The organism is Halobacillus locisalis (assembly GCF_013694105.1).
GTDB lineage: Bacteria > Bacillota > Bacilli > Bacillales > Halobacillaceae > Halobacillus > Halobacillus locisalis.
The window spans coordinates 342,686-367,020 of record NZ_JACEFG010000003.1 but is presented as its reverse complement, the minus strand read 5'-3'; the positions used below and the strand labels follow the sequence as shown (position 1 = coordinate 367,020).

General features: G+C 40.9%; 31 protein-coding genes. 12 read left to right on the top strand and 19 right to left on the bottom strand.

Annotated elements, in window-relative coordinates:
* Positions 1-16: 16 nt before the first annotated feature.
* Complete coding sequence (locus H0266_RS14930; RefSeq protein ID WP_181473221.1) at positions 17-2,200, bottom strand: ATP-dependent helicase; 2,184 nt, start codon at positions 2,198-2,200, stop codon at positions 17-19.
* A 426-nt stretch (positions 2,201-2,626) separates the two neighbouring features.
* Here H0266_RS14930 and H0266_RS14925 point away from each other — a divergent pair, with 426 nt between their 5' ends.
* The 8 genes from H0266_RS14925 (at position 2,627) to H0266_RS14890 (ending at position 7,587) form a co-directional block, all read left to right on the top strand.
* On the top strand, positions 2,627-3,817 hold the full coding sequence (locus tag H0266_RS14925; protein ID WP_181473220.1) for a DUF4317 domain-containing protein: 1,191 nt from the start codon (positions 2,627-2,629) through the stop codon (positions 3,815-3,817).
* Between the two features lie 219 nt (positions 3,818-4,036).
* The gene (locus H0266_RS14920) at positions 4,037-4,216 is read left to right on the top strand and encodes a hypothetical protein (RefSeq protein ID WP_181473219.1); all 180 of its coding nucleotides are present in this window, start codon (positions 4,037-4,039) and stop codon (positions 4,214-4,216) included.
* 87 nt (positions 4,217-4,303) lie between these two features.
* On the top strand, positions 4,304-4,441 hold the full coding sequence (locus H0266_RS14915) for a hypothetical protein (RefSeq protein WP_181473218.1): 138 nt from the start codon (positions 4,304-4,306) through the stop codon (positions 4,439-4,441).
* 67 nt (positions 4,442-4,508) lie between these two features.
* Positions 4,509-4,670 (top strand): hypothetical protein, encoded by a 162-nt coding sequence (locus H0266_RS14910; protein ID WP_181473217.1) that lies wholly within the window; start codon positions 4,509-4,511, stop codon positions 4,668-4,670.
* Between the two features lie 369 nt (positions 4,671-5,039).
* Complete coding sequence (locus H0266_RS14905) at positions 5,040-5,207, top strand: hypothetical protein (RefSeq protein ID WP_181473216.1); 168 nt, start codon at positions 5,040-5,042, stop codon at positions 5,205-5,207.
* A gap of 86 nt (positions 5,208-5,293) precedes the next feature.
* Positions 5,294-6,184 carry a fructose bisphosphate aldolase gene (locus tag H0266_RS14900; protein WP_181473215.1) on the top strand — a complete coding sequence of 297 codons (891 nt, stop codon included), beginning with the start codon at positions 5,294-5,296 and terminating at the stop codon, positions 6,182-6,184.
* A 33-nt stretch (positions 6,185-6,217) separates the two neighbouring features.
* Positions 6,218-6,958: a hypothetical protein gene (locus H0266_RS14895; RefSeq protein WP_181473214.1), complete on the top strand. Its 741-nt coding sequence runs from the start codon at positions 6,218-6,220 to the stop codon at positions 6,956-6,958.
* Positions 6,959-7,023: 65 nt separating this feature from the next.
* Positions 7,024-7,587, top strand: a complete 564-nt coding sequence (locus H0266_RS14890) for a hypothetical protein (RefSeq protein ID WP_181473213.1) — start codon at positions 7,024-7,026, stop codon at positions 7,585-7,587.
* A 31-nt stretch (positions 7,588-7,618) separates the two neighbouring features.
* Here H0266_RS14890 and H0266_RS14885 read toward each other — a convergent pair whose 3' ends face one another.
* The 4 genes from H0266_RS14885 to H0266_RS14870 form a co-directional block, all read right to left on the bottom strand.
* Positions 7,619-7,864, bottom strand: a complete 246-nt coding sequence (locus H0266_RS14885; RefSeq protein WP_181473212.1) for a hypothetical protein — start codon at positions 7,862-7,864, stop codon at positions 7,619-7,621.
* A 39-nt stretch (positions 7,865-7,903) separates the two neighbouring features.
* A complete protein-coding gene (locus H0266_RS14880) occupies positions 7,904-8,107 on the bottom strand; it encodes a hypothetical protein (RefSeq protein ID WP_181473211.1) in 204 nt (67 codons plus the stop codon).
* Positions 8,104-8,706: a methyltransferase domain-containing protein gene (locus tag H0266_RS14875; RefSeq protein ID WP_181473210.1), complete on the bottom strand. Its 603-nt coding sequence runs from the start codon at positions 8,704-8,706 to the stop codon at positions 8,104-8,106. The genes H0266_RS14880 and H0266_RS14875 overlap by 4 nt, the downstream gene beginning before the upstream one ends.
* Before the next feature lie 259 nt (positions 8,707-8,965).
* The gene (locus tag H0266_RS14870; RefSeq protein WP_181473209.1) at positions 8,966-10,486 is read right to left on the bottom strand and encodes an AbgT family transporter; all 1,521 of its coding nucleotides are present in this window, start codon (positions 10,484-10,486) and stop codon (positions 8,966-8,968) included.
* A gap of 466 nt (positions 10,487-10,952) precedes the next feature.
* Between H0266_RS14870 and H0266_RS19650 the strand changes: the two genes are divergently transcribed.
* Positions 10,953-11,084, top strand: a complete 132-nt coding sequence (locus H0266_RS19650; protein ID WP_281374348.1) for a hypothetical protein — start codon at positions 10,953-10,955, stop codon at positions 11,082-11,084.
* Positions 11,085-11,314: 230 nt separating this feature from the next.
* A complete protein-coding gene (locus tag H0266_RS14865; RefSeq protein ID WP_181473208.1) occupies positions 11,315-12,268 on the top strand; it encodes a calcium/sodium antiporter in 954 nt (317 codons plus the stop codon).
* 113 nt (positions 12,269-12,381) lie between these two features.
* Here the strand turns inward: H0266_RS14865 and H0266_RS14860 are convergent, their stop codons facing one another.
* The 3 genes from H0266_RS14860 to H0266_RS14850 all read right to left on the bottom strand — a co-directional run bounded on the left by H0266_RS14860 (position 12,382) and on the right by H0266_RS14850 (position 14,290).
* Positions 12,382-12,921 (bottom strand): GNAT family N-acetyltransferase, encoded by a 540-nt coding sequence (locus H0266_RS14860; RefSeq protein WP_181473207.1) that lies wholly within the window; start codon positions 12,919-12,921, stop codon positions 12,382-12,384.
* Positions 12,922-13,257: 336 nt separating this feature from the next.
* On the bottom strand, positions 13,258-13,809 hold the full coding sequence (locus H0266_RS14855) for a hypothetical protein (RefSeq protein ID WP_181473206.1): 552 nt from the start codon (positions 13,807-13,809) through the stop codon (positions 13,258-13,260).
* Position 13,810: 1 nt separating this feature from the next.
* Entirely contained in the window at positions 13,811-14,290 is a 480-nt protein-coding gene (locus H0266_RS14850) for a GNAT family N-acetyltransferase (protein ID WP_181473205.1), read from the bottom strand.
* A gap of 300 nt (positions 14,291-14,590) precedes the next feature.
* On the opposite strand from H0266_RS14850, the gene H0266_RS14845 reads away from it, so the two are divergent.
* Positions 14,591-15,067: a hypothetical protein gene (locus H0266_RS14845; RefSeq protein WP_181473204.1), complete on the top strand. Its 477-nt coding sequence runs from the start codon at positions 14,591-14,593 to the stop codon at positions 15,065-15,067.
* A gap of 160 nt (positions 15,068-15,227) precedes the next feature.
* Here H0266_RS14845 and H0266_RS14840 read toward each other — a convergent pair whose 3' ends face one another.
* Positions 15,228-15,854: a DJ-1/PfpI family protein gene (locus tag H0266_RS14840; protein WP_181473203.1), complete on the bottom strand. Its 627-nt coding sequence runs from the start codon at positions 15,852-15,854 to the stop codon at positions 15,228-15,230.
* A 252-nt stretch (positions 15,855-16,106) separates the two neighbouring features.
* Here H0266_RS14840 and H0266_RS14835 point away from each other — a divergent pair, with 252 nt between their 5' ends.
* Positions 16,107-16,334, top strand: coding sequence for a hypothetical protein (locus H0266_RS14835; protein ID WP_181473202.1), 228 nt, complete (start codon positions 16,107-16,109; stop codon positions 16,332-16,334).
* A gap of 116 nt (positions 16,335-16,450) precedes the next feature.
* Here the strand turns inward: H0266_RS14835 and H0266_RS14830 are convergent, their stop codons facing one another.
* The 10 genes from H0266_RS14830 to H0266_RS14785 form a co-directional block, all read right to left on the bottom strand.
* The gene (locus H0266_RS14830; RefSeq protein ID WP_181473201.1) at positions 16,451-16,933 is read right to left on the bottom strand and encodes a DUF4188 domain-containing protein; all 483 of its coding nucleotides are present in this window, start codon (positions 16,931-16,933) and stop codon (positions 16,451-16,453) included.
* Positions 16,933-17,493 carry a PadR family transcriptional regulator gene (locus tag H0266_RS14825; protein ID WP_181473200.1) on the bottom strand — a complete coding sequence of 187 codons (561 nt, stop codon included), beginning with the start codon at positions 17,491-17,493 and terminating at the stop codon, positions 16,933-16,935. Before H0266_RS14825 ends, H0266_RS14830 begins: the two co-directional genes overlap by 1 nt.
* 261 nt (positions 17,494-17,754) lie before the next feature.
* Positions 17,755-18,225 carry a tetratricopeptide repeat protein gene (locus H0266_RS14820; protein WP_220127288.1) on the bottom strand — a complete coding sequence of 157 codons (471 nt, stop codon included), beginning with the start codon at positions 18,223-18,225 and terminating at the stop codon, positions 17,755-17,757.
* A 125-nt stretch (positions 18,226-18,350) separates the two neighbouring features.
* Positions 18,351-18,503 (bottom strand): hypothetical protein, encoded by a 153-nt coding sequence (locus tag H0266_RS14815; protein WP_181473199.1) that lies wholly within the window; start codon positions 18,501-18,503, stop codon positions 18,351-18,353.
* Positions 18,504-19,589: 1,086 nt separating this feature from the next.
* The gene (locus H0266_RS14810) at positions 19,590-19,877 is read right to left on the bottom strand and encodes a hypothetical protein (RefSeq protein WP_181473198.1); all 288 of its coding nucleotides are present in this window, start codon (positions 19,875-19,877) and stop codon (positions 19,590-19,592) included.
* Between the two features lie 131 nt (positions 19,878-20,008).
* On the bottom strand, positions 20,009-20,521 hold the full coding sequence (locus H0266_RS14805) for a GNAT family N-acetyltransferase (RefSeq protein WP_343063301.1): 513 nt from the start codon (positions 20,519-20,521) through the stop codon (positions 20,009-20,011).
* A 133-nt stretch (positions 20,522-20,654) separates the two neighbouring features.
* Positions 20,655-21,680, bottom strand: a complete 1,026-nt coding sequence (locus tag H0266_RS14800; RefSeq protein WP_181473197.1) for a serine hydrolase domain-containing protein — start codon at positions 21,678-21,680, stop codon at positions 20,655-20,657.
* Between the two features lie 155 nt (positions 21,681-21,835).
* Entirely contained in the window at positions 21,836-22,102 is a 267-nt protein-coding gene (locus H0266_RS14795; protein ID WP_181473196.1) for a CD3324 family protein, read from the bottom strand.
* A gap of 326 nt (positions 22,103-22,428) precedes the next feature.
* Positions 22,429-23,043 carry a hypothetical protein gene (locus H0266_RS14790; RefSeq protein ID WP_181473195.1) on the bottom strand — a complete coding sequence of 205 codons (615 nt, stop codon included), beginning with the start codon at positions 23,041-23,043 and terminating at the stop codon, positions 22,429-22,431.
* Between the two features lie 638 nt (positions 23,044-23,681).
* A complete protein-coding gene (locus H0266_RS14785) occupies positions 23,682-24,215 on the bottom strand; it encodes a hypothetical protein (protein WP_181473194.1) in 534 nt (177 codons plus the stop codon).
* Positions 24,216-24,335 lie beyond the last annotated feature (120 nt).

The following is a 24,335-nucleotide window of genomic DNA, read 5'->3' as shown; positions in this document are numbered from 1 at the left end:
AGCCTGCCCCCTATTTTCATTCCGCTTTCTGCAGCAAACCGTTCTCCAGACAAACGGCTAACACCAATTCCTTATAACCTACCCCGTCGAACGTGATGCCGATCGAATCGCCGCCATAATCCGAAATCAATCCGGGACCGAATTTCCGGTGGATGACTTTGTTCCCGAGCTCGATGTCATCCATCGTCACAAGCGACTCATCAGAAAAGTCCACGTGTCGATTCGGCTTCGACTTCTTCACCGCCGGCTGCACGATTTTCCGGACATTCATGACGAAAATCGATTCCGTGACGCGTTCGTTGCCTTTGTATTGATACGTCAAAAGCTCCAAGTCCGTCCGCGCCCGCGTCATGCCGACATAGAACAACCGCACCGCTTCCTCCATCGGTCCCGTATCCTTCAGGCGGTACTGATCCATATCATCCTTCGACGGAATGACACCGTTCACGAGGTCGATCATGAACACCTTGTCATACTCGAGCCCCTTCGCGCTGTGGAACGTCGTCAGCGTGAGCGCGCTCTTGTTCTTGTTGTATTTCGACGTCTGCACGAGCTGCTCGAGCTCTTTCAAACGGTCCGCGAACCCTTTCAGCGACCCGAGCCCAGACGCGATATTCTCAAGCACATCGAGAATCCCGTTCAAGTGTTCCAGATTGAAGCCGAACTTCTCCGACAGCTTGCGGATCGCCTGGTCGTAACCGAGCTTCTTACGGATCGTCCGGATCGCCCGGTGCGGCTCCATCGTGTTGATATCGCGGAACAGCTTCTTCGCCGTCTTCAACGCCTTCCTCTGATAATCCGGCACCCCGTTCTCGATGAGGACCTCGAATATCGAGTCCCCCACCCGTCCCCTTTTCAATGAGGCGATCTGGGCTTTTGACACATAGGCATTGCATTTCGTATGGAACCGCTCGAAGACGTCGACGCGCTGATCGTTGTAGGAGAACCGCATGAAGTTCAGGATGTCCTGCACGACCCAGTGCTTGAAGAACTTCGGATCGATATCTTTCATGTAAAAATCGATACCGGCTTTGTCGAGCTTGTCAGCGAGCGGCACGGCGGAGTTGTTATTCCGGTACAATACCGCAACCTCATCATTCGGTGCTGTCTGTTTGATCTGCTCCATCAAATGGGTGAGCTGGTCATCGTACGTTTTCATCGACGTGATTTCGACCTGTTTGTGGGCCGGATTCTCGGTGAACATCTCCTTCTCGTAGCGGTCTTTGTTGCGCTTGATGAACTGGTTCGACGTCTTCACGATCTCCTGTGACGAACGGTAATTTTGCGACATGGTGAGTACCGTTGCACCGGGGAACGTCTTCTCGAACTGCAGGAGCTTCGTCACATCAGACCCGCGCCACCGGAAGATCGACTGGTCATCATCGGCGACGACGCAGATGTTGTGCGAGGGACCGGCTAATAGCTCGACGATTTCATGTTGAACGAGGGAATTGTCCTGGCTTTCATCGGTCAGGATATAGTCGAACTGACGCTGGTAGTTCGATAATAGCGCCGCATCGTCCAAGAGCATCTGGTGGCAGTACGTCAGCATATCATCGAAGTCGAGCAGCAGCTTGTGATGATTTTTCTTGAAGCGCTCGTACGCTTTATAAATCGTCGCCGCCTGACTGACGGTGCATTTGATCTTGTCCAAGTCTTTATAGGCGACCATCCGGTTTTTCACGAGGCTGATATACGTCATCAGTTCGTCGATGTCGTCATCTGAAATCTGGCTGCCGTTCGTGTCTTCGTACAGCTTTTTCAAAATGAACTTCTTATGCAGCGGCACGTCCGGTCCGTCGAATCCTTTCTTCAATTCGTCCTCGCTGATGTTGCCTTCGATCAGCTGAAACGCTTGGCCTTGTTTGCGCAGTGCCTCTCGTACGACTTTGAACGCGAAGCTGTGGATTGTCGAGAAGTGCACCTTTTCATTGGTCAAGGTGGAAAAGAAGCGGTCGAAGCGCTCGGACATATCGCGTGCCGCCGCCTTACTGAACGTCACCGCCATGATGCGGTCAGCGGGTACGTTCTTCTCAAGCAGCAGGTAGCCGATCTTCATATTGAGTGTCGTCGTCTTGCCTGATCCGGGTGATGCAAGTAGCAGGAGCGGTCCGTCCGTGTGGGTGACGGCCTGCTGCTGGACGTCGTTCAGACGCACGCCCGTCGTGTTTTCCATGAGGTCGAAAAAATCCGTCGTCATTATTGGGGTGGCCTCCTTTTATTTCTATCGTGAAAAAATCGATGGAAGAAGGCCGAGCACCCCTCTTCCATCGATTCCTTTTTCTCCATTATAGCTTGTCAGAAGGCGGTCTTCTACCTCAATTTTCTGATACTTATCGGGGGTGCGGCGGCTTATGACGGTTTCTAGCGCTGTCGGGCTCGGAAACCGTCTTGATGATACCCCTCACAACGGTTTCCGATGCTTGGATCTGCCAAAACCGTCTTGATTGCATTACTTAAGACGGTTTCATCGAGTCTTTCTCCTCAAAACCGCTTTGATGGCGCTCATCACGACGGTTTCGGCGACACGATACGATGAAATACGCAGTGAGTTTTCATCCCTCGAAAAGCCGTGCCTGTGATAAAATAGGGGAAGTATCATTCAAGCCGTAGAGGAGTGGATCCAATGGAGAAGAAAGACATCGCCGGCATCCGGAAACAGTTCAAAGTCGACAATGACTTACTTAAAATCACCGACATTTTCAATATTTATATCATGAAAGATTCGACCGATATTTATCATTACCAGAACCAGCCGTTCGACATGCTCGACCGCGACCAGCAGGAGTTGTTCATGAACAATTTCAAAAAAGTGCTGACAGGTCAGCTTGATGAAAAATTGTTCGAGCTCAGGTTCCAGCGCGACGTCGAAGACCCGGCGCAGCTGACATTACATAAAGCCCTGCTCAGTAATGACACCGACGAGTGGATGGCATACATGGTCAAGCTGACGGAGCGGATGATCGATGATAACCCGTTTGAAAAAGACATCGTCGTCACGTTCATCAAGGCGGAATACATGAAGCCGATGCGCGGCAACAATGAGGACCGCGAGGAAAGTGGGCGCGACGCCGTCTACTCGAATCCGTTCATCCTCTGCAGCGTCAACCAGACCGAGGAACCGAAGAAGGAAATCCAGTTCGATTACATTGAGAAAGAATTCAAATACAACATCCAGGTCGATCCCGTCATCGATTTGAAGAAACCGATGACCGGCTTCCTGTTCCCGTCGATCACCGATGGCGCGGCAGATGTGAACCACATCCTCTACTCGACTGGTAAATCGAACGAGCCTGACCTTCGATTCATCGAAGACGTGCTGAACGCGGAGGAAGCGACGACCGCGGAAACCGACAAAGCCGTGTTCGAAGAAGTCGTGCGCGAAGTCGTCGGCGGGCAGATGAACCCGTCCACCTTATCGAAAGTGTACGGTGAAATCCATCGGTCCGTTGAGGAAAATGAAGACGACGAGCCGCCGAAGATGGATTATAAAGACGTCGGCCGCATCCTGACCGAGAGCGGTCAGGATGTCGATGAGGAGCAGGTGAAAGTCGCCTTCCAACGTTTCGCGGATGATGACCGTTACGAACTGAAAGCGAAAAACATCGTGCCGAAATACAATTCGAAATCGATCAAGATCCAGACGAAAATCGCCAATATCTCGATCAGCCCGCAGGATCTCGAGTATGTGCGCCAAGTCAACTACAAAGGCAAGCGTGCGATCATGATCGAGATTGATGAGGATGCCGAGATCGATGGCTTCAAGATGCTGCCGGAAGCGTTCGGCGAGGAAGAGCCTGCAGATTCTGAAGAATAACATTACATTAAGACCATTTGCTATTTTGAAATGGCGAAAAACCGTCGTAAATGCTCATTCACGACGGTTTTATTTATGAAGAAAAGTCGGAAACGTCATTAATCAACCATTATGACGGTTTTAACCCAAACAGACGTTGGAAAACGCACTAAGCCTGCTTTTTCAAGAATAATTTAGGCCACTCGTTTCAAAATAACGTTGAAAGGAAGTGAGATGGAGATGGCGAAGAAGACGAAAAAGCATGATGCTGAACAGAAGAATAAAAAAGGATTCAAGCCGGATCGAAACGATACGGAATTCGGCCAGGAGTTCGGCAGCGCTGTGGCTAACAAACAGCATAAAGAGCACGCGAAAAAAGCAAGAAAAGCAAATAAAACACAACAAAAGCTTGATCGTTAGGATATAAAAAAACTATTTTATTCCAAGAATACAGGACTTGAAAATGTATCATAATAATCTTTGTAAAGCGAAAGGAGATGAGACACGATGGCGAAACGTAACAAACAACAACAACGCGAAAACCAACAAAGTCACGAGCCTAAGAAACATCAAGCTGAATTCGCTCAAGAATTTGGTGCTGAAGAGGCTAAAAAAGCTCGTAAAGCTGAAAAACGCGAGAAGTAATCCAAGCGGGGACACCTCTTATATTAAGGGGTGTTCTTTTTTATCGGTCAGATAAGGAGATGATGATTTGACTCAATATACGAAGAAAAACGAAGCCGGCAAAGCTGGAAAGACGATTGTCGACCCGAAGAAGCAGCATCCTGAGTTCGCCAAAGAATTCGGCAATGCGCTTTCGAACCAAGGGCACAACCAAAAACACAAAGAAAACCACAAAGGCGATCGATCCTGATCTTGATGCGAGCACCTCTCTTGTAGAGGTGCTCGTCTAACTGTTGAAGTAGTCTGTGGAACGATTCTGTTAGATCATATAAGAATACCGTGGGATGGAAAACGACTCGCTTTCCTGCGGGGGAGCCGGCGAGCCTCCTGCGGAAAGGAAGTCGTTTCCACGCCACCGGCCCCTTCTAGACTTGGAAGAACCGAAAGTAGCTTTCGATGGCAGCCTGGCGAGCACCTCTCTTGCAGAGGTGCTCGTTTTCAAACATGAGAACCGTCCCCACGCACGCCCACGAACGAGACGGACCCACACACATTCCGTAATAAAGTTGGAACTTTCGACCAAACTAAAGACATCTATGAGCAGAAGGAGGCGTCCGGTATGGACAAAAGTGAGTCACTGGCTTATGCGACGATTGCGATGAATGAACTTGGTTATAACCGCGCGGAAATTGAGAAGATCACCAACAAGATGTATGAAATCCTTGAGCGAGTTCCTGAAACAGATGCCGAAATGAAGGCGGATGAAATCCTGTACGGGACCTACTAAGCCTTTCGACAATCATCGATGTTAAAAATCAACGATGAACGGGAAGAGTAGTAGAGGAATCGAATTTACAAAGGAGTGTAGTTTACATGAACCAACAACAATTCGAAAAAATGAAGCACGGACAAGGATTCATCGCGGCCCTCGACCAGAGTGGCGGAAGTACGCCGAAGGCTTTAGCCGCTTACGGTGTACCGGAAGATTCGTATTCAGGTGAGGACGAAATGTTCGACCTCGTCCATAAAATGCGGACGCGCATCATTACGTCCCCTGCCTTCAATTCCGATCAAATTATCGGTGCGATTCTTTTCGAACAGACGATGGATCGTGAAATAGAGGGTAAATACACAGCGGATTACCTAGCCGATCAGGGCATCGTTCCGTTCCTTAAAGTCGATAAAGGACTTGCGGACCAGACGGATGGCGTCCAGCTGATGAAGCCGATCGATAACTTGGATGAAACACTACGTCGTGCCAACGAGCGTAATATCTTCGGTACGAAAATGCGCTCTGTGATTCACGAGCCGAACGAAAGTGGCATCAAAGAAGTCGTCAAACAGCAGTTCGAAATCGGGAAGCAAATCATCGCGGCCGGTCTCGTACCGATCATCGAGCCGGAAGTGAATATCCACAGTGAAGGCAAGGAGAAAGCGGAGGAAATTTTGAAAGAAGAAATCCGCAAACACTTGGATCAGCTATCTGAAGATGAAAATGTGATGCTGAAGCTGACCATCCCGACAGAAGCGAACACGTATAAGCAACTGATCGACCACCCACGCGTCGTGCGTGTCGTAGCGCTTTCCGGTGGCTATGATCGTGACAAAGCGAACTCTCTGCTTAAAGAGAACGATGGCTTGATTGCTAGCTTCTCCCGTGCACTTGCCGATGACTTGAATGCGAATCAATCGGACAAAGAGTTCAACACCGCTCTTCAAAACGCCGTCGATTCGATTCATAATGCATCCGTCAATAAGAAGTAAGAGAATGAAAAAAGGCCAGGTCCGGTGGCGCACATGCCACTGGACCTGGCCTCTTTATATGCTTTCGGCGTGGGGACGGTTCTCGCGTTCGGTTCACCTCCCATCATTGGGACCTCTGGCCAAACAAGAGAACCGTCCCCACAAAGAAACTTTTTCCTTGTTCAATCGTATTACCTAGTAGACGTACATATTAGGAGTGGTCATATGGAAGAACAAGAACTGAAACGCCTGCGAAAAAAACAATACCTCAAGGTGACCATTGCTATGATTACGGTCGGGGCCATAGCTTTGCTCCTGGGAAACCATATCAGTTCAAAAACAGGATTTCTGCTATTGCTCATCTCAGTTGTAATCGCATTAGCCGTCGAAGCATACGGATTCTTCACAGGACGCTACATCACAGGCAAAGATACCCGTAAACTCATTGCCTATGAGAAAGGAAAGCTCGGAGAAAGAGCGTTTCGGAGAGAAAAACGAATGGGGCTGATTTCACAAGTGTTCGTCATGCTCATGATCGGATTCCAGTACGTGATCGCTGATTCGAACAGTCCATTTTTTCCTCCCAAATTCGCTTGGGTCATCATCGTACTCCTCTCTGTTATGTTGATCATGATGAACTGGAGTTTGCGATCTCGTGCTAAGAGAATTGATGTAGATGGGCCTGTTCAAGGAAAAGCGGTACGCAAGAACACTCTGAAAATCGCCCTGATAACCGGAGTTGTCTTCACATTCACTAGCATCTTGGTTTTCTTCATCATGCTTTCAACCATTTAGACACAAAAAAACAAAAACTCCCGTTCCACTAAAACGGACGGGAGTTTTTCCGAAAGGGGATATATATGAAGGAACAAGAACGTAAGAGATTACGGAGAAAACAACTACTATACATAAACGCCATCATGATCAGCATCGTCGGACTAAGTTTGATCATACTCAACTTCCTATCAGACAAGACCTTCTTTCTCCTTTTCGCTGCCCTCCTGCTGATCACTGGAATCGTCGAACGGTGGAAATACAAAACCGGCCGATACGCATGGACATCCGATATGAGAAAACTAGCCCTTTACGAAGAAAAAGTCATGAAAGAGCGTTCCTTTGAGAAAGAACGCCAATCCCAATATTGGTCCAGGTTCCTCATTGCACCCATGATCTTCCTCCAAGGATTTGCGGCCGACAGCAACAGAACGCTCATCGACCATTCCGGTTTCCTATGGATTCTGACGGCCATCGTCGTCATCCTCATTCCGATGCTGAATGTCGGCCTCATCATGAGGGCGAAAAAGATCGATGAGGGAAGAGGATACTATGAAGAAATCAAGCAGACCAGCTGGATGACCGCCCTCCTCTTTCTCGTGCTCGTCGTCTTATACGCCCTGATCATGGCTTTCGTATTCAACCTCTGACTCAAGCGTACCCGCGCTTGGGTCTTTCTTTTCAAAAAATCGGACTGCCTTTCCATACTTCAACAAAGAACAAGCCAAAAGCAAGAAGAGAAACGAGAAGGGCTGCTGTACCTGTGATTTTCCGTTTGTCCTCACCCTGCAACATAATCAATCCCGTGTTAAGAAAAACAATCCCATTCACAAAGTTAAGCAGCGTATCCGACAATCGATCAATGAAAATATGATAGAAAAAGACACCTGCTAACAAAATTAAAACAACCCCTGTCACCCTTCGCATTCCCTTCATACCAAACACCTTTCTCTCTTTTTTCAAAACTTACGATGAACCCCACCACACAACACCGAACGTTGTGATAATGACAGCCAACGATATCGAAAGGAAGAAGTACCCCACCTTCCGATCCGCCTCCAGATCCAACAGGCTTTCGAGACCAAGCAAGAAAAACACGACAGCATTCAATAATATGACCGTGCTCGCAGATAAGAACATCTCTCTACCACTCTCTGTTAGAAGATTCAAACTCGCTTCGGACGCGCCCGCACCAAATGAAAGATTCCCGACCAATGCCCCTCCGCCGACACAAGCTCAAGATCCGATCTTCTTACAATCTCCAGAATATCCCGGTGAACATGGCAGCCTGTCACCTGGTGGAACACCGGCTCGACACCTTTTTGCAAAGCCCTTATCGCCTTGTTCACACTCAAGCCATGCTCGAGAAGCAGCATTTCGCCATCGTCCTTGCACCACTCCCCGAACCGATTCAACACACGGACAGGATTCGGATAGCTGCACAGCGTCAGCGTCGACACCACATAGTCGAACTGCCCCGCCCGAAGGTCCACTTCCTCGATGTCCTCCACCATCAAATCCGCTTCAATCCCATATTTAACAGCCTGCTCCTGCGCACGCTCGATCATCTTCGGACTGAAATCGACACCCGTCAGCCGGACATCCTTCCCGTAGTAAGGAAAATTCCCACCAGCCCCGACACCAGAATCCAACACCGAACCCTGCACCCCATCGAGCAGCCGCGCCCGCCACCGCTCGATCGTCGGATGCTGCTTGGAATGAAGCTCGACATGGGAATCATATTTCTCAATCAATTTCTCCTTCTTCACGTCATCACCACCTACTCCTACACTTCCACAAAAAGACATTAAATACCTTCTTTGAAAAAGCTATAAGCGAGCATCGATGAACGAAAAGAGGATGCACCTCATAGGAGGCACACCCTCTTCGTCTTTACTTCCGTTTCAGTATATAGAGGAGGAATCAGCACCAAATTTTGCACGCGAGGAATAAAAAAATGAAATTCCATATAACTGGAATTTCATTTTTCATTACAGCGTGATTTCCTCCATCTAAATAGAAGATTCATTAATAGTGGATGGGAGAGCCTGGTCCCAAATTAATGCCAGTCATCATCCAGATAATTAACATGAGTGTCCATGATACAAGGAAGAAAATCGTATATGGGAACATAACAGAAATTAAAGTCCCGATTCCCATTTTTTTATCGTATTTTTGAGCGAATGCAATAATGATAGCAAAGTAAGTCATTAAAGGCGTAATGATATTGGTTGTAGAATCTGCCACACGGTAGGTCATCTGTGTTAATTCAGGTGAATAACCCAACTGCATCATGATCGGTACAAATACCGGAGCCATCATTGCCCATTTTGCAGACGCACTGCCTATAAACAAGTTAATCGTTGCCGCCACTAAAATAAAACCTAAGATTAATGGGATGCCTGATAGGTTGGCCGATTCTAATAATTCCGCGCCATAAACACCGATGACGAGTCCCATATTTGTTTCTGAAAAGTAAGCTACAAATTGTCCGGCCGTAAAAGCAAGTACAATGAACATCCCCATGGAAGCCATCGTCTCAGAAAGCTGGTTTGCCACATCTTTGTCATCTTTAATAGCTTTGACAGCTATGCCATAAAACAACCCAGGAATAAAGAATAGAATGGTGATGATCGGCACAAGAGAACTCATAAACGGAGATTGTATGATTCCTCCATCGTCTCCTCTTAACGGCGCTCCAGCTGGAAGAATCAAAAGAGCAATGAGCAAGGTTGAAACAGCGACAGAAATACCCGCCCATTTCAAACCTTTCTTTTCTGTAGCATCCAATCCCTTTAATTCTTCACGGAATTCGCCTTTGTATTGTCCCAAACGGGGCTCGACAATCTTTTCTGTGACCCATCCCCCTACGAATGTTAGCAGGAATACAGAAACAAAGATGAAATAGTAGTTCATCGCTATGTTCATATTCTCCGCATAGGCAGGATCAATGATAGCAGCAGCATCAATCGTTAACTCCCCGAGTAGCGGGTCTGTCGCTGATAAAAACAAGTTAGCGCTGAATCCTGCAGAAACACCCGCAAATGCAGCAGCAAGCCCCGCTAATGGGTGACGGCCAAGTGCTGCAAAAATGACAGCCCCGAGTGGAGGTAATACGACATAACCAGCGTCAGAAGCAACACTGGACATGACACCTGCAAATACAAGGCCATAAGTGATGAATGGTTTTGGAACGGACTGCACAAAACCACGTAAGCATGCACTAATCAGCCCGGTTCTTTCGGCTACCCCTATCCCAAGCATTGTCACTAGAACAACCCCTAAAGGAGCAAATCCAATAAAGTTATCGGTCATACTGGAGAAAATATACTCAATACCTTCTGCACTGAGTAGATTGTTTATTTCAACTATTTTCCCTTCTTCCCCAGGGTGCTCTACACTCAGTCCAAAACTGGAAACGATAGCAGAAAGTACGACAACTAGTAGTGCCAAGATCGCAAATAGTGTAATGGGATGGGGCAGCTTATTCCCTACATATTCAATGGCATCCAATCCTTTTTGAAACATTCCTTTACGTTTTTTAACCAATACAATTTCCCCTTCTCTTGTTGTAAAAGTAAAACCAGCAATGAATATTCATACCGCAGCCGTTTTTGTCTATTGCTGTCGTTTTTCAGTATAAAGCATTATCGATACAAATGAAGGCGTTTTCAAATATATATAATATTACTTTTATTCTGAAAAAAACCAAAGTAGGTATAAAGTGCCCAGTTTTAGAGAAAAGGAGGAAAGTGCCTTTACCGATGCCTGATTCGGAATGCTTGAATTGATTTTCTACTCGTTTCCAATTAAAAATGGGCTCCAGACACTCAAGACCCCGTCTACGTCGGACTTCACCATCTGTCTTTAATTTGTTTCTTCCAATATATCATAGGTTTCATCCCTGTCATTTCATGGGAAATAACCCTATAATGACCTATTTGCGAAGGAGGAATCATATGGATGGGTAAAGAGGAATCCGGATCATCACTCTCGTCCTCATCATCTTCTGTTTATGCTGTACACAAGTCGTCATACAAGTATCGTCAGCATCGGCCTGGGAATCAGCGGAGGAGCCCTGAGCGCTTCCACCATCAAGATTGAAGGTGAATTGAAAGACCGGATTAAGAAACTGAAAGAATCATGAGGAAAGACAGCATTTTGCTTGGTTGAGCCACTTGCTGCCATACGTATGAATGCTGGGGATTGCAGCGTTTTCTACCAACTATCATTCTAGTATACTAGTACTTGACCCCCAAATACGTAAATACTCTAGAGGTAGGCTGGCGAAACGTCGCCTACACAAACCACACTTGTAAGAATGAGCCTGAGCGGGGATCGTTTTCAAAGAAATAGAAAGGAGTTTTATCACTCACTATGGAGTACCTATTATTAATACTTGGTTTTGCCTTATTGATCAAAGGCGCGGATTGGTTCGTAGACGGTTCTTCCAACATCGCAAGACTGCTCCGCGTCCCCCCTATATTGATCGGTTTGACGATTGTAGCGTTTGGTACAAGTTCACCTGAAGCGACCGTCAGCATCATTTCCGCTATGCAGGGAAATGCCGAAGTGGCGCTTGGAAATGTCGTAGGAAGCAACATCTTCAACATCACGTTAGTGGTCGGGATTGCTGCATTCCTTTACCCCTTGATGGTCGAGAGTGAGACAACCAAAAAAGAAATCCCCTTTATCTTACTGGCCAGCGTTGCTTTAATTGTACTCATAAGTGATACGACGCTGCAGGGATCCAGTGACAACTTGCTCACACGCAGCGATGGCATCATATTTCTACTATTCTTATCGATCTTTATGTACTACTTAATCGAAGTCGGTTTGAGAAGTCGTAAGGAATCGATTGCTGCCCCCATCCCATCAGACATCAAATGGGGAAAGAACATGGCCTTGACTTCGATCGGTCTAGTCGCGATAATTTTCGGTGGTGACATCGTCGTCGACAACGGAACCACCATTGCCGTTGACCTTGGCATGAGCAACACATTAGTCGGACTGACCATCATCGCAATCGGAACATCACTCCCTGAACTGGTGACCTCGATATCCGCCGCCTTGAAGAAAGAAAGTGGCATTGCACTCGGAAATGTCGTAGGAAGCAATATCTTCAACATCTTATTCGTTCTCGGGTCCTCAGCTCTGATCTCGCCCCTGCCCGTGAACGGGAGTATATGGAGCGACGTGATCCTCATGACGGTCTTAAGCCTACTGCTGTTTATATTCTCGAGGACAGGTTATAAAGTTGGCAAAGCAGAAGGTATGATTCTAATGACTATGTATATCGCCTACCTCGTGTATATTATTTTAAGGAACTAGGGTTTTTTCAAGAAGCTCTGTAAAAGTTTAGTGTTGATATTACTACAAAAAAGGAACGACCAATAGTATGGAAGTTCCTTTTTTGTATTTGGCGTATTCAACTAAAGCTCCCTTTAATTTAAGAACTCATTTTTCAACATGCTCATTCTTAAACGATCAACAAATTTACCCTTTCTTAAACGGTCTTGTCTTAAAATACCTTCTTCAACATAGCCCATTCTCTTATAAGACTTAATTGCCTTCTCATTATCAACTTCAACTCTAAGCCAAATCTTGTTAAGACCTAATGCGTTAAATCCCCACAAGAGCATTTGGTTCATTGCAGATAAACCATATCCTTGTCCCCAGTAGTTTTTATTACCTATCGCTACGCCTAATTCAGCGTGTTTGTTGAGTTTATCGATGTTTTTCAAATCAATCCACCCTATATGTATCCCTGCGTCGGTGACAATAGCTTTTTGTTCATATCCATTAGTTTTGTCAATGCACATTTGAATCCAATTTCGAGTCTCATCTTTACTAAAGGGAGGGTATTTCTCTGGCATATTCAAGTGTTTTGTCACTTCTTTATCAAGACACCATTGATAACGGTCTTCTACGTCATTAAGAATTAGTTCTCTTATTTGGACTTTTGGTAATTCACTTGTTTTCATCTTTTCTTTCTCCTTCACTGATTCAATTAAACTGCCCGTGTGTTGAAATGCTAGCCTTACCTTTTTAGTCCCTTTGTATAAGAAAATAGGAGAACATATTTTTGAAGACTTAATATCAAGATGAATGTCTTAATTTTCGTTTATTAGATCAAAATCATAATGGTGTACATAATCGTTGTACAACTATACATCTTTTTCAGTAAACCTTCTTTTGTAACGCCTGACCAGAATGACTGAACTTTTTCATTCCAAGTTGTACATATAGACCTAACCTTGATTGATAATCTCTCCAAATTCTATTTTACTAAATATCACTAAATAACAAAGCAGACGCTTTTAATATTTTCCATAGTGCAAAAGATGAAGACCGCTCACTTTAAATGTCCAAGTTTCTCCCATTAACAAGTCTTCTTCCAGCAGCTCATAGTGATAGGACTGATTATACGGAGCCTCTCCATCGCCACCACCATGTGCAACGTCTACATTTTTACCATCCTCATTAAAAACTTCGTACGTTACCGTTCTTGAAGAGGATTGATCAGGATTTAAACGGAACATCGCAAGCATCGTACCTCCTAAAGAATGATACTCATCCTCTAGCCCGATTACAATGACATACTTTCCATTATGATTTCCTCTTTCATAAACCTCTATAAGAGAAACATTTGTATCATGCACCTTTTCTAACAATCTTGGTTCCGTTATACCTTTGCGAATTTGTTCGTTTGACAATGTAAACGTGATTCCTGTTTCGTAAGGCGTTGTATAGGCACTATACTGATCCGGGTTATTTCGTATTGTTTGAATATCCTTCTGAACTAGATTGTACCCGACTATGAGGACCATAGATAAGACAATCCAAATAGATAGCTTGTTCATTTTCTGCATATCAATATGTATCGCTAAGCTGTTTGCTTAAGCTATACATGAGTTTACCTTCATAGGCTCTTTCATTAAATACCTGAACCCCTAACGAAGTCCAGAATGTTAGAGTTTTAGTGTTGGCTGCATGAACCGCGATTTCTATGGTGTCTACTTGTTTGTCCGTCATTAACTCTTCGTAAAAGTGATAAATTTCTCTTCCAATCCCGTGACCATGAAAATCCTGATCAAGTAACAATAGACTCAACCATGGCTTATTTTGGTTCGGTGAACTCATCCCATACTCTACAATCGAGATAAATATGTCACCTTTCTTAACTAAGTATCTTTCTAACCCTAACTTTTCAGCGTCTCTCCAATGTCCTCTTATATCATTTTCATTAAGGTGATTTTTATCATAAGCGATGTTGTTATAATCTGGATTCTTGTTATGTATGCTTTTTTCTATTTGAATGAGGTCCTCACTGACAGGTACAAATTGAAACATTCTCATCTCTCTCCTTTGATACCATCTCTCTTTATACTTGATTTATTTTCTTGAACAGTGCCTGCCAATCCTCTACTGCTCTTTACCTTAGAGGGTAGGAAACAGTTATTTCAGTATCAATTATTGCTCGCTATAAGGGAAGGATCGAATTCAAAATAATCGAGGCAAAGTGTTTTTTTATGATTCATTTCTTACTACATTAACTATTAGTTATATGAATTCTTATTTGTTGATATTTCCCAATTAAGACATTACAATCCCAAGTGTAACATTTATGAAGTATTCCAACGGGGGTTGAAAATGAAAAAATTTCTGCTTTTTCTTTTTATTTCAATTAGTTTAGTAGGTTGCTCATCAACTGATCAAGGTGAAGAGGATAAAGACGCTAACAACAAGGGTGAGGAATTGAGTGAAGAAATAACTATCAATACTGGGGGTAAGGATTACGAACTTGATCCTATATATACATGTAACAAAAACTGCACTTTAAAGGATGATCTTGAGATGGTACATGAGAATTTTGATAGTTATGGAGTTCCTGAAATAGGCACTCCGGCAAAACTACAAATTAAGCAAGCAGACATAGACGTTAATAGTTCTGGAGCTATGATCCATTATACTTCCACAACTAAACAAGTAAACTTAAGTGATGATTATTCACTACCCGTAATAGGCAATAAAGGAGAATCTTCAAAGTATATTTATTATAAACACCATAAGACTGAAGATGAAAAAGTTAAGTATGACATTTACGCTTTTACAGTTATCCCTAATTAAACCGCTCTGTTAAAGTTTAGTATTAATATTACAGCAAAAAACAACTTCCGTTTTTAGGAAGTTGTTTTTGTGCTGGGCTTATTCAACTAAAGTTCCCATTAAAGGACTCTAATTCAAGATATTTTAATTTCCTTTATCAACATTGGTTCATTCAGTTCAATTAAGAAGGCAGTGTCTGCATTAAATCGTAAAAATATTTAGGGTCTCCCGTATTGAAGTAGCTATACCATGCCTCAAGGGTCTCCTCAGAGAACACATCTAACTTAGCTAGTATAATTTGAGCGAATGGTAACGCACCTGCAGAACTAGCTGTTATCAAGTTTTGGTCCGAAATAGCTTTAACGTCTCTATAATAGGATTCTCCTTTATAATTCGAGCTTACCATCTTGAGATAATCAAGACTGTTGCTAGTATGTACACGTTTATTAAAAACACCTGCTTCGGCGAGTACAGTTGTAGCACCGCAAATTGCACCAACGGTTGCACCGCATTCTAACAATTCAACTGCCTTGTTGATAATCGGTTTGTTTTTTGGGTCGTTCCACGTATCTGAACCTGGTAGCAACAAAACTGTTTTTGGTGAAGAAATGATTTCGTCAGTGGTTAACTCTGGTACAACTCTCATTCCTCCCTTAGTTATAATTGAATTTCTGTCAGCACCAACGATTTTAACAGAAACATTATCGCTATTTTTCTTAAAGTATTGGCCAGAATTTAATTCTGACGTCACATATCCAAGCTCCCAGTCTGCTAAAGTGTCCAGTGCATAAATATAGACATTAATCATATTACTCCTCCAATAGAAATACTCTTATTTTAAACAGAAGGAGACAATCCTCTGATATAGAATCGCCCCCGTTTCTTTAAGACTCGAAATCAAGACATATGAAGTTTTATCATACCCAACCTACCATCACCTTAACCTTGGTTAGAGTACGAGGAATCGTCTTACTTAATTTGTTAAGGCGCTGTTTTCAAGAACAATGATTTTAGGGCATGATCAATTAAGAAGAAAGTTATAGCAACCGGTAAAACTATAATGAATAACAATAAAAACAAAGCTGGCGCAGTAGGCATAATAAGAAACGGGAGTATGCATGCGATTATTACATGTAGCATTAATCTCAGTGAGAAGCTATTGTATTCGGTTCTAGATAATAATGTATCTATACCTAAAGATGCGATTGTTCCAATAATTAGCCCTGTTGTTACTATTATTATAATCACAGAGAAGCTTTCTTGTCCTCCTTCTAAAAACATAAATTAAAAGGCTAATAGAGATGCAATTAGTGTAATGGCTGCTGATAGTATTTTTCTGGTGAATGTCTTTAGCATTGAACGCCCCCGTTAGTTGAAGATTCAACTTCAAGATATTAAGATAATTCACCTTAGATTTTTAAGACGTTGTCGTGCGGTTCTAGAGGAATTTGTAATAGGTGTATGCCCTAGGGCTTTCGCTAATCCGAACCTTGGCATATTCCCATAAATTGACTCAAATTGACTAGGTTTAATTAAATAAGTTTCATGGTAAATACCCACTGCATCAGTATTTTGGACTTTTTTATTAAAGTCTCTCCATGCTTTCAAATGTTTATCTCCTCTTGCATACCTTAATAAATCCTCTTCTGATTCCCAATATTGGACCATGAGTGTCGAACGAAAGTTGAAGAAATTCTCCATAGTATGAAACCCTAAATCCTTGTTGCTGAAGAGCTCTCTAACCATAGCTGGCATTGCTAAGAATACAGGAATCCATTTGTGTACTGCCCACCATTTATTTATCCGCATACCAATTAGGAAGACAACAAATTCACTTTCATTCCTATTATCAACAGTAAACCTACCCTTAAATATTTCTGCTCCCATCATTCTTCCTCCTTAAGATTAAGTAAAGTATCTTTTGTTTTTATACACCAATCAATAGCTGCATGAGTAGTACTAAGTCCATAATCTAGCGTAATAATCCAGAAAGGCGCATCCTTATGCTCAGACGACTCTAAAAGGATCATTTTCTTAATACCTTCGTAGGTGTTATATCTCTCAAGAAGTTTTTCATGATAGATTTCAATTTGTTTGATAGTTGTGGGTTTGTCCTGTTGGCGGCTAAAAAATAGCTTTAGAAGTAGCTCATTTTTCTCTATAGGAAGTTCTTGTACAGGTTGTTTTAACCATTGCTTCAGTGCTTCTTTTCCAGACGAAGTTATATAATACTCTTTCTTATCAGGCCTTCCTTGCTGAGACGTGTACTTCACTTCTGCATAACCTTTATCCACTAACATCTTTAAAGCAGGATAAATTTGACCGTAGCTAATCTTCCAAAAATGGTTTAAGCTACCATCGATCATCTGCTTCATTGAATACCCAGTATGATACCCCGTTGTTAGTAGGCCTAGCAATGCATATTGTGTGTAATTTTTCTGAGCCATAGTATACCCCTTAATATCTTTTTGATATATATCTTTTTGATATGTTTAATTTATCAGATATTCAAATAATTGTAAATAAAAATAAAACCCCCTTAAGGAATTCCTTTAGGGGTTTACGCTGAGAGTATATAGTATTGTTCGTTTATTGATTCAAGTCTTCCTAATAATCCTCCTTATCTAAAGAGCAAATGATGATATTAAACAATCGCTCCCAATACAGAAAGACTTGAAATCAAGATATTAGCTTTATTACAGAATAATTCACCATGTTTGATTTAGTTTGCCGGAATAGAAATCTATAGCTTTTCTGTAGCTATTAATCCAGGGATCGGACGATGTTTTAACTAATGCTTCCAATAAACTTGCAACTGAATTTTCTTCTTCGTTTAAATTGTACATAACAATGGCCAAGAAGGTTTTTATCGCTAGATTATCTGGATATTCGACTTCTCCTTTTTCTAATATAGCCTTACTTTTTTGGTATTCACCAATACACCTCAAACTACTACCCAATTGTACATATGTACGCTCACGCAACTCTCCATTTATCCCATAAGAAAGAGCTGCTTCATAAAAAGGTATAGCCTCTCGCTCCATACCTAAAGCATCATGTGAAACTGCACTGTAATAGTTTAGCTCCGCATTTTTCGTACTTTCTCTTACTAATGGAAGAAGTTTTTCACGAGCTGTTTTAAATTTTTTATCTTCAATTAATTTGATTATCTCTTTCAAGATTTAACCCCCTTCAAATAATCGCTCATTTCTCAGTATTGCCCCCTTTAGTTGAAAACTTGGAACTGAGTTATCTCGCATTGGACTTGAATTAAATAACTCTCTAGTGGGAGAGGAAACAAGGTTTATGTTTCCTTTTCTTGTTTGTTTTTACCTGTGAAATCAGGAATAAGTAAACCGCCTCCAAAAAATAAAATAATACCTGTAATTTGTAAGATAAATGCGTATTCAGTAGAACGCAGAAAAAAAGTTCTGACCATAATAATAGCTGCACCCAAAAAAATGATAGTAATTCCAATATTTTTTTTCGAGAACAAAGTGTTTCTCTCCCTTCAACATTACTACTCCTTTAGTACAATAAACGATAGCCGTTGCGCAACTATATCCACAGTTTCCATAAGACTCGAAATCAAAATAATACTTTGTCATTAGATCTGATGTGAAATTATCCACCAAAGGAAAAACCGAATAAGAAGAGAAGAAATATCAAAAGGAATACTACACCGACGATAAGTGTAATAAGAGGTACTATCCTCTTTTCCCGTTCTTTATTTAAGCTCGTTACCCCTAGTATGATACCAACTATGCTTGTATATGGGGTAATTTTAATGAACTGAACCATCGCTCCGAGAAAGTTAATTGACATCATCGTCACAAACAAAACAATCTGAATGAAAAATATAACCAACATTAACAAGCATAACTTTCCTAAGACTGATTTTGGCACAAAAACCCTCCCTAAATTTTCTATTAACCTGTACCAAACTTAAAGAGAAGGATTTCTCTTGTTTCAGAATTGCCCCACCAATTATAAAAGACTTGAAATCAAGATAATTTAGACTTTATATACCTATGAACGGTTAGAACTATTATTATAGATAAAGGAACGCTAAATAAAACATCATAACTACCAAGCGAGTACATAAAAATAACCGGAATGAGTATCATCGCAATAATACTTATAGATTTACTGTATTTATACAAGAAATATCCCATTAGACTAGTGATCATTGTTGGAAGTAGTACTAACGTTATTAATATCATTGAAAGCAACACCTCTATTCTGCTTATATTATGTACACGTTTATCATCAAGATAAATATCATGTTAATTCTACACTGATAATTGCTCTTTCCAAAAGCAACTCAGCATAGTTCCAATTATTTCAAAACTCTGCCAATCACTCAACCTCTTTTACATTATATGGTCATTTATCTCGGAGCTGAGTCTTCAACTAACCCGCCCAAATCATTAAGAAGGAGGCAATTCTTCTGCTAAAGAATTGCCCCCATGAGTTGAAAACTCGAACTCAAGATTTGAGTAGTTTCATCATTATCGATTTTATAGAGATTTTAGAGTTAATATTAAAATAGCATCCTTGCAATCTCCATACCGGATGGAGACGTCCAAGTGAGAATGATGGAAAGTAAGAGGAAAAAAAACCTTTTTCCTCCCTCACTTTTCTCTATTTTATAGATATATAAGCCAACCATCACTCCAATTAACCAGGCTGGAATAATCATGAAAAACTCTGGATAAACAATCCCAGAAATTTCTGGCGTCTCTGCAATACCATGTGTTGCACCAAGTAAAATAACGAAAAACATAAAAATACCACTGACAACGACATTGATCCAATAAATGATTTTCATAATCAAGAGTATCTTCTCCCTCATTTTAAACTCGGTTACATATCCCCATCAAAAGGTAAAGAAAAGGAGACTATACTTATTGAACAAACGCCCCCGTTTCCGTAAGACTTGATTTCGAGATAATTCTCAAATTAGGTTGAGTAAACATGAACTTTTTGATCTCCAAGTACAATTTCCTTATCAAAATCCATCCCTATTTTATTAGCCACCTTTCTGGAAGGCATATTATTAGGTTGAATTAAAGAAACAAGTCTATTTTCACCTAGATCAATAAGTCCGTATTCCTTCAAAGCTTTTGCTGCTTCTGTAGCGTAACCTTTTCCCCAATGTTTTCGAGAAACCCAATACCCTATTTCAATTTCTTCAGCTCCGTCAACTGTTTGTGGTACCAGACCTGCATGCCCTATTTGAGTATTATCTTCCTTATTTTCTAGTACCATTAAACCCAAATCAGGACCAACATCATATGAACTATAAATCCAATTTAAAAAATTTTTGGTGCTTTTCTCGTCTTTTGTATTTCCATCACCTATATACCTCACCATTTCTGGATCTGATAGTAAAGAAAATAAGTAATCGAAATCCTCATCATTGTACTTACGAAACTTTAACCTTCTGGTCTCATATATCACTTTTCTATGCACACTCCTTCCAAGTTTCAATCATCTAAATGCATCACTTATCATTCCTCAGCTTATGAGGGGGTAGGGTACTCTTACATAAGAAATGCCCCCCGATTGATGAAAACTTGATTTCGAGATACTTTCCTCATCAAACTTATCTTAAAAGTACCTCCTCAATTTTTTTAGTAATATCGAAAGGACCAGATTCTATATTGGAAGGTATAACAATCTTCAAATTAGATTCAGGGTAAATAGAAGCTCTAAAGCTGACTCCTGGATCATACCCCATCACATGATATTTATATATTTGCTGCATCCTTTTGTTCATCCATACACCATAACCATAATGGATTTCTCCATTTACATGAACATGCGGTTTAAGCATTTTCATTGTCGTCTCTTCATTCAAAAGTTTAAAGTTAAACAACGATTCCCACAATTTAATCATATCGGCTGCTGTAGTAAATGCACCACCATCAGACCCACCTTTTTTAGGAATAGAATAGATATTTGTTCTCCAGGTATTCTCTTCATGGTTATCAATGTATCCATTTGCTGTGCTCTCAGGTAGTTGGTCCAAAGAGAAATAACCTGAACCTAACATATTGCACCTAAGAAAAACTTCTTTTTCTATGTATTCTGTAAAAGACATTCCTGTTTGTTCTTCTATTATCAGACCTAAGAGAATGTACCCTGCATTGTTATAATGGAAGCTATCCCCTGGCTTGAAGTTCATTTGTTCAGCCTGAAATAGAGGTAAAAAATCTTTAAGAGTATTGATTTGATAAACAGGATGGTCCTTCCACATATCTTCATAATCACTCATCTTTTCTTCATCAAAGTAATCAGTTATGCCAGATGTATGTGTTAAAAGATGATGGATCGTAATCTCTTTATCGAAGTTTGGAAATTCTAGATCTAAGCAGTCAGCTAAACGAGTCTCAAAATTTATTAAACCTCTTTCGACTAACTGTGAAATCCCGATAGCCGTAAATAACTTACATCCAGACGCTATCCCAAAACGGGTGTCCATATTGTTCAGCCTTTTTTCAGACCTGTCCGCATAGCCAAAGGACAAATTCGTTACATCTCCGTTATGTTTCACATGTACCACACCTGAAAAATCAATCTTATCGCTTATGTTAGTGATTATATTGTTTAATTCACTGTTCCCCATCATTTTTTCCCCTCCGCATTGTTTAGCAAATTCAACTATTAAGTTAATTACAGTTTATGCTTCTTAGAGCTTCGGTTAAATACTCAAAATGATTATGAAAAAAACTCACCATAGAAGAGGGCTACCTTTAACAGTGTAGCCCTCTATTTCAACCTCATTTAATTTCTTTGGTAAACAATATTCTTGATTGTTTCAGCAGAAAGAAAGTATTCCTCAGATATCTCATCAATATTTATACCCGATTTGAACTTTTCTTTAATAATGCGGTTCCTTTGATCTAACCTTGTTCTACTACCAGAACGTGTCCCCCACTTCTGATAGTCACTTTTATCTTTAGGTATATAAATCATCTTACCTTGAACGTATTTTTGTAGCTCTTCTAATAGTTCTGGAGGTAGTATACTTTCAGCTTTAACATAACTCATTTCTTTTGCCCCTTATAAGATATTTAAATTGGATATCACAAGGTGCAAAGCCTAAAAAGGTAGAAATGGTTACTAATAGCGAGCGACTTCTTATATCCTCACGCAAAATATCGCTATACCTTATTAGACTTTGCATGAGGCATTAGCGATTTAGCAAACGAAATAACTTGTCTAATTTCAATCCCCCCCAACATTTTCAATTCAAACATATCAAATGAACAGTGCCTATTCCATTTGTTCACTGAGAATTATGCTATCAGTAAAAAAAAAAACGACCTCCGTATTGAACTAAAGCCCCCATTAACGGAAAACTTGAATTCAAGATATTACGCATTATGTAACTGCTCACTAATAATAATTGTCATCACAATTATAATCAATTGTTGCATTTCTGTTATCTGTTTATGACTTTTAATGGAATATTGTTCTCCTAAAACTAAAGATTCTTTTAGAGTTGGAGTAGCAATTGAGCGTTTCTTAATGCTAGAAACCACTAACTCACTTTCTTCATTGTCTTTTACTAAAAAGTCTAATGAACCATTTTTTCCTTTTGCAATAAGAGAGTCATTTCCATCGGGAGACATAGCAAGTATTTTTTGAGACCTGATTTTAAATTCTTGCTGTAAAGTAGAAATTTTGTTCCCCTCGGCATCAAAGACATCTATATTCTTATTAAAACCTCTCTTTTTATTTATATAAGCAATGACCTTTGCTTTTGGATTAGTTATGCACAAGAGCTTACTCCCGACAGAATGTAAGTTAATAAAATTTAGCAATTGGTTTTTCCAGTCTTTTGATGTATCTATAGTTTCCTCAATCATACCTATTAATTTCCCTTCAGTACGTACTGAATACTGGCGACTCTGACTTTTAAATATAGTCTCTTGTTTTATCTGCAGGTTAGAATATGTTGAAAACAATGGATGAATCACTTCCTTCATTTTTCCTCTTATATTTTACGATTAATTGTTATCTCTCGTTTCATTTTTTAGATATTACTTTACTCAAAAGAAACAGAGAATCTTTTAATAGACTCTCCGCTTTTTTGTAACCTAGCTACTGCTTTATTTAGTATCTTATTTCAGATATGCCCCCTATGTTTGAAGACTCACTTTCGAGATACCTGCCCAATATCTTGCAAAAAGTGATAGCCAATTTCTAGATTACCACAATCTGTTAGTTTAGAAAAATAAGACCAAAGGCAGTACTCGTGATTGAGTGCTGCCTTTGGTCTTATTTAATTCACACTGGTTCACACCAGATTCCAGATGCGTAACATTCACATCACAATCACCACCATTAAGTATAATAAAAAGCCAGCAGTGTATGCTGACTTCTATTGAAGTGAATCGGATAAAATGCTTATTAAGGTTAATTCTCACTATCGCTAATAGCTTTTTTAATTCCAAATGCAATCGATATTCCTACAATACCACCAGCACACATAACAATAAATCGTCCCCATTCATATGCTTCATCAGTAAATAATTTTATAATAACTACAGATATAATCGCACCACCGCACCAAGCTAACCAACGAGACTGACCTTTTATTAGGTATATAAATTAGGTAATTCCTCTACTTTGGATTTGGAATTATAAAATAATAGTTAATAGTAGAGGTATGTTCTCCTCCTGCCTCCTTTACCCAGTTAAATGTTATTGTGCCTACAATCTCTTCATTTCTTTCACCACTAACTTCAATAGTGTAATCATCCATTATTACTTGACTACCTGTAGCTCCTTGTTGCTTCGAGTATATAATCTGGTCTGGTTTAGAAAGTGTTTCTGGTATATTTAATTTTATATGATCTCCAATGTTGGCATCAATTTTTACTGGGTTTATTTCTTCTCTTATTTCCTTCAAAGTTAAAGGCTGATCGTTACTGGAACACCCTAATTCAGACTTGCACTCAACGTGAAATTTTGCTTCATAAGGCTCACCCTCATATTCAAACTTAACGTCGTCTAGTATATTCATATCTATTTTCCCGATTATTTCCTTTTCACTTAAGATACTTTGTTCAGATGCTTCTTCGTCAACATCTTTTTCTTTCTGAGTGCAACTGCTCAAAATTACAATTGCTAGTACGATTAAAAATAGTCTTCTCATTTGTGATTCCCCTATTTCAAATTTACTTATTAACCTTTTGTTACTGGCTAACCTGGTAATATTAGGTTATCACATCAGAATAATACATTAAATACAGTGAAGGTCGCTTAAGATTCCGGA

Excerpts from the sequence above, each read along its gene's own strand:
- H0266_RS19650 (WP_281374348.1), top strand. The coding sequence starts at position 10,953 with ATGCTGTACACAAGTCGTCATACAAGTATCGTCAGCATCGGCCTGGGA.
- H0266_RS14920 (WP_181473219.1), top strand. The coding sequence starts at position 4,037 with ATGGCGAAGAAGACGAAAAAGCATGATGCTGAACAGAAGAATAAAAAA.
- H0266_RS14865 (WP_181473208.1), top strand. The coding sequence starts at position 11,315 with ATGGAGTACCTATTATTAATACTTGGTTTTGCCTTATTGATCAAAGGC.
- H0266_RS14930 (WP_181473221.1), bottom strand. The coding sequence starts at position 2,200 with ATGACGACGGATTTTTTCGACCTCATGGAAAACACGACGGGCGTGCGT.
- H0266_RS14840 (WP_181473203.1), bottom strand. The coding sequence starts at position 15,854 with ATGATTAATGTCTATATTTATGCACTGGACACTTTAGCAGACTGGGAG.
- H0266_RS14890 (WP_181473213.1), top strand. The coding sequence starts at position 7,024 with ATGAAGGAACAAGAACGTAAGAGATTACGGAGAAAACAACTACTATAC.
- H0266_RS14860 (WP_181473207.1), bottom strand. The coding sequence starts at position 12,921 with ATGAAAACAAGTGAATTACCAAAAGTCCAAATAAGAGAACTAATTCTT.
- H0266_RS14885 (WP_181473212.1), bottom strand. The coding sequence starts at position 7,864 with ATGCGAAGGGTGACAGGGGTTGTTTTAATTTTGTTAGCAGGTGTCTTT.
- H0266_RS14790 (WP_181473195.1), bottom strand. The coding sequence starts at position 23,043 with ATGAAGGAAGTGATTCATCCATTGTTTTCAACATATTCTAACCTGCAG.
- H0266_RS14795 (WP_181473196.1), bottom strand. The coding sequence starts at position 22,102 with ATGAGTTATGTTAAAGCTGAAAGTATACTACCTCCAGAACTATTAGAA.
- H0266_RS14850 (WP_181473205.1), bottom strand. The coding sequence starts at position 14,290 with ATGTTTCAATTTGTACCTGTCAGTGAGGACCTCATTCAAATAGAAAAA.
- H0266_RS14905 (WP_181473216.1), top strand. The coding sequence starts at position 5,040 with ATGGACAAAAGTGAGTCACTGGCTTATGCGACGATTGCGATGAATGAA.
- H0266_RS14855 (WP_181473206.1), bottom strand. The coding sequence starts at position 13,809 with ATGCAGAAAATGAACAAGCTATCTATTTGGATTGTCTTATCTATGGTC.
- H0266_RS14830 (WP_181473201.1), bottom strand. The coding sequence starts at position 16,933 with ATGGGAGCAGAAATATTTAAGGGTAGGTTTACTGTTGATAATAGGAAT.
- H0266_RS14925 (WP_181473220.1), top strand. The coding sequence starts at position 2,627 with ATGGAGAAGAAAGACATCGCCGGCATCCGGAAACAGTTCAAAGTCGAC.
- H0266_RS14915 (WP_181473218.1), top strand. The coding sequence starts at position 4,304 with ATGGCGAAACGTAACAAACAACAACAACGCGAAAACCAACAAAGTCAC.
- H0266_RS14895 (WP_181473214.1), top strand. The coding sequence starts at position 6,218 with ATGCCACTGGACCTGGCCTCTTTATATGCTTTCGGCGTGGGGACGGTT.
- H0266_RS14785 (WP_181473194.1), bottom strand. The coding sequence starts at position 24,215 with ATGAGAAGACTATTTTTAATCGTACTAGCAATTGTAATTTTGAGCAGT.
- H0266_RS14835 (WP_181473202.1), top strand. The coding sequence starts at position 16,107 with ATGAATAACAATAAAAACAAAGCTGGCGCAGTAGGCATAATAAGAAAC.
- H0266_RS14825 (WP_181473200.1), bottom strand. The coding sequence starts at position 17,493 with ATGGCTCAGAAAAATTACACACAATATGCATTGCTAGGCCTACTAACA.
- H0266_RS14900 (WP_181473215.1), top strand. The coding sequence starts at position 5,294 with ATGAACCAACAACAATTCGAAAAAATGAAGCACGGACAAGGATTCATC.
- H0266_RS14845 (WP_181473204.1), top strand. The coding sequence starts at position 14,591 with ATGAAAAAATTTCTGCTTTTTCTTTTTATTTCAATTAGTTTAGTAGGT.
- H0266_RS14800 (WP_181473197.1), bottom strand. The coding sequence starts at position 21,680 with ATGATGGGGAACAGTGAATTAAACAATATAATCACTAACATAAGCGAT.
- H0266_RS14810 (WP_181473198.1), bottom strand. The coding sequence starts at position 19,877 with ATGAAAATCATTTATTGGATCAATGTCGTTGTCAGTGGTATTTTTATG.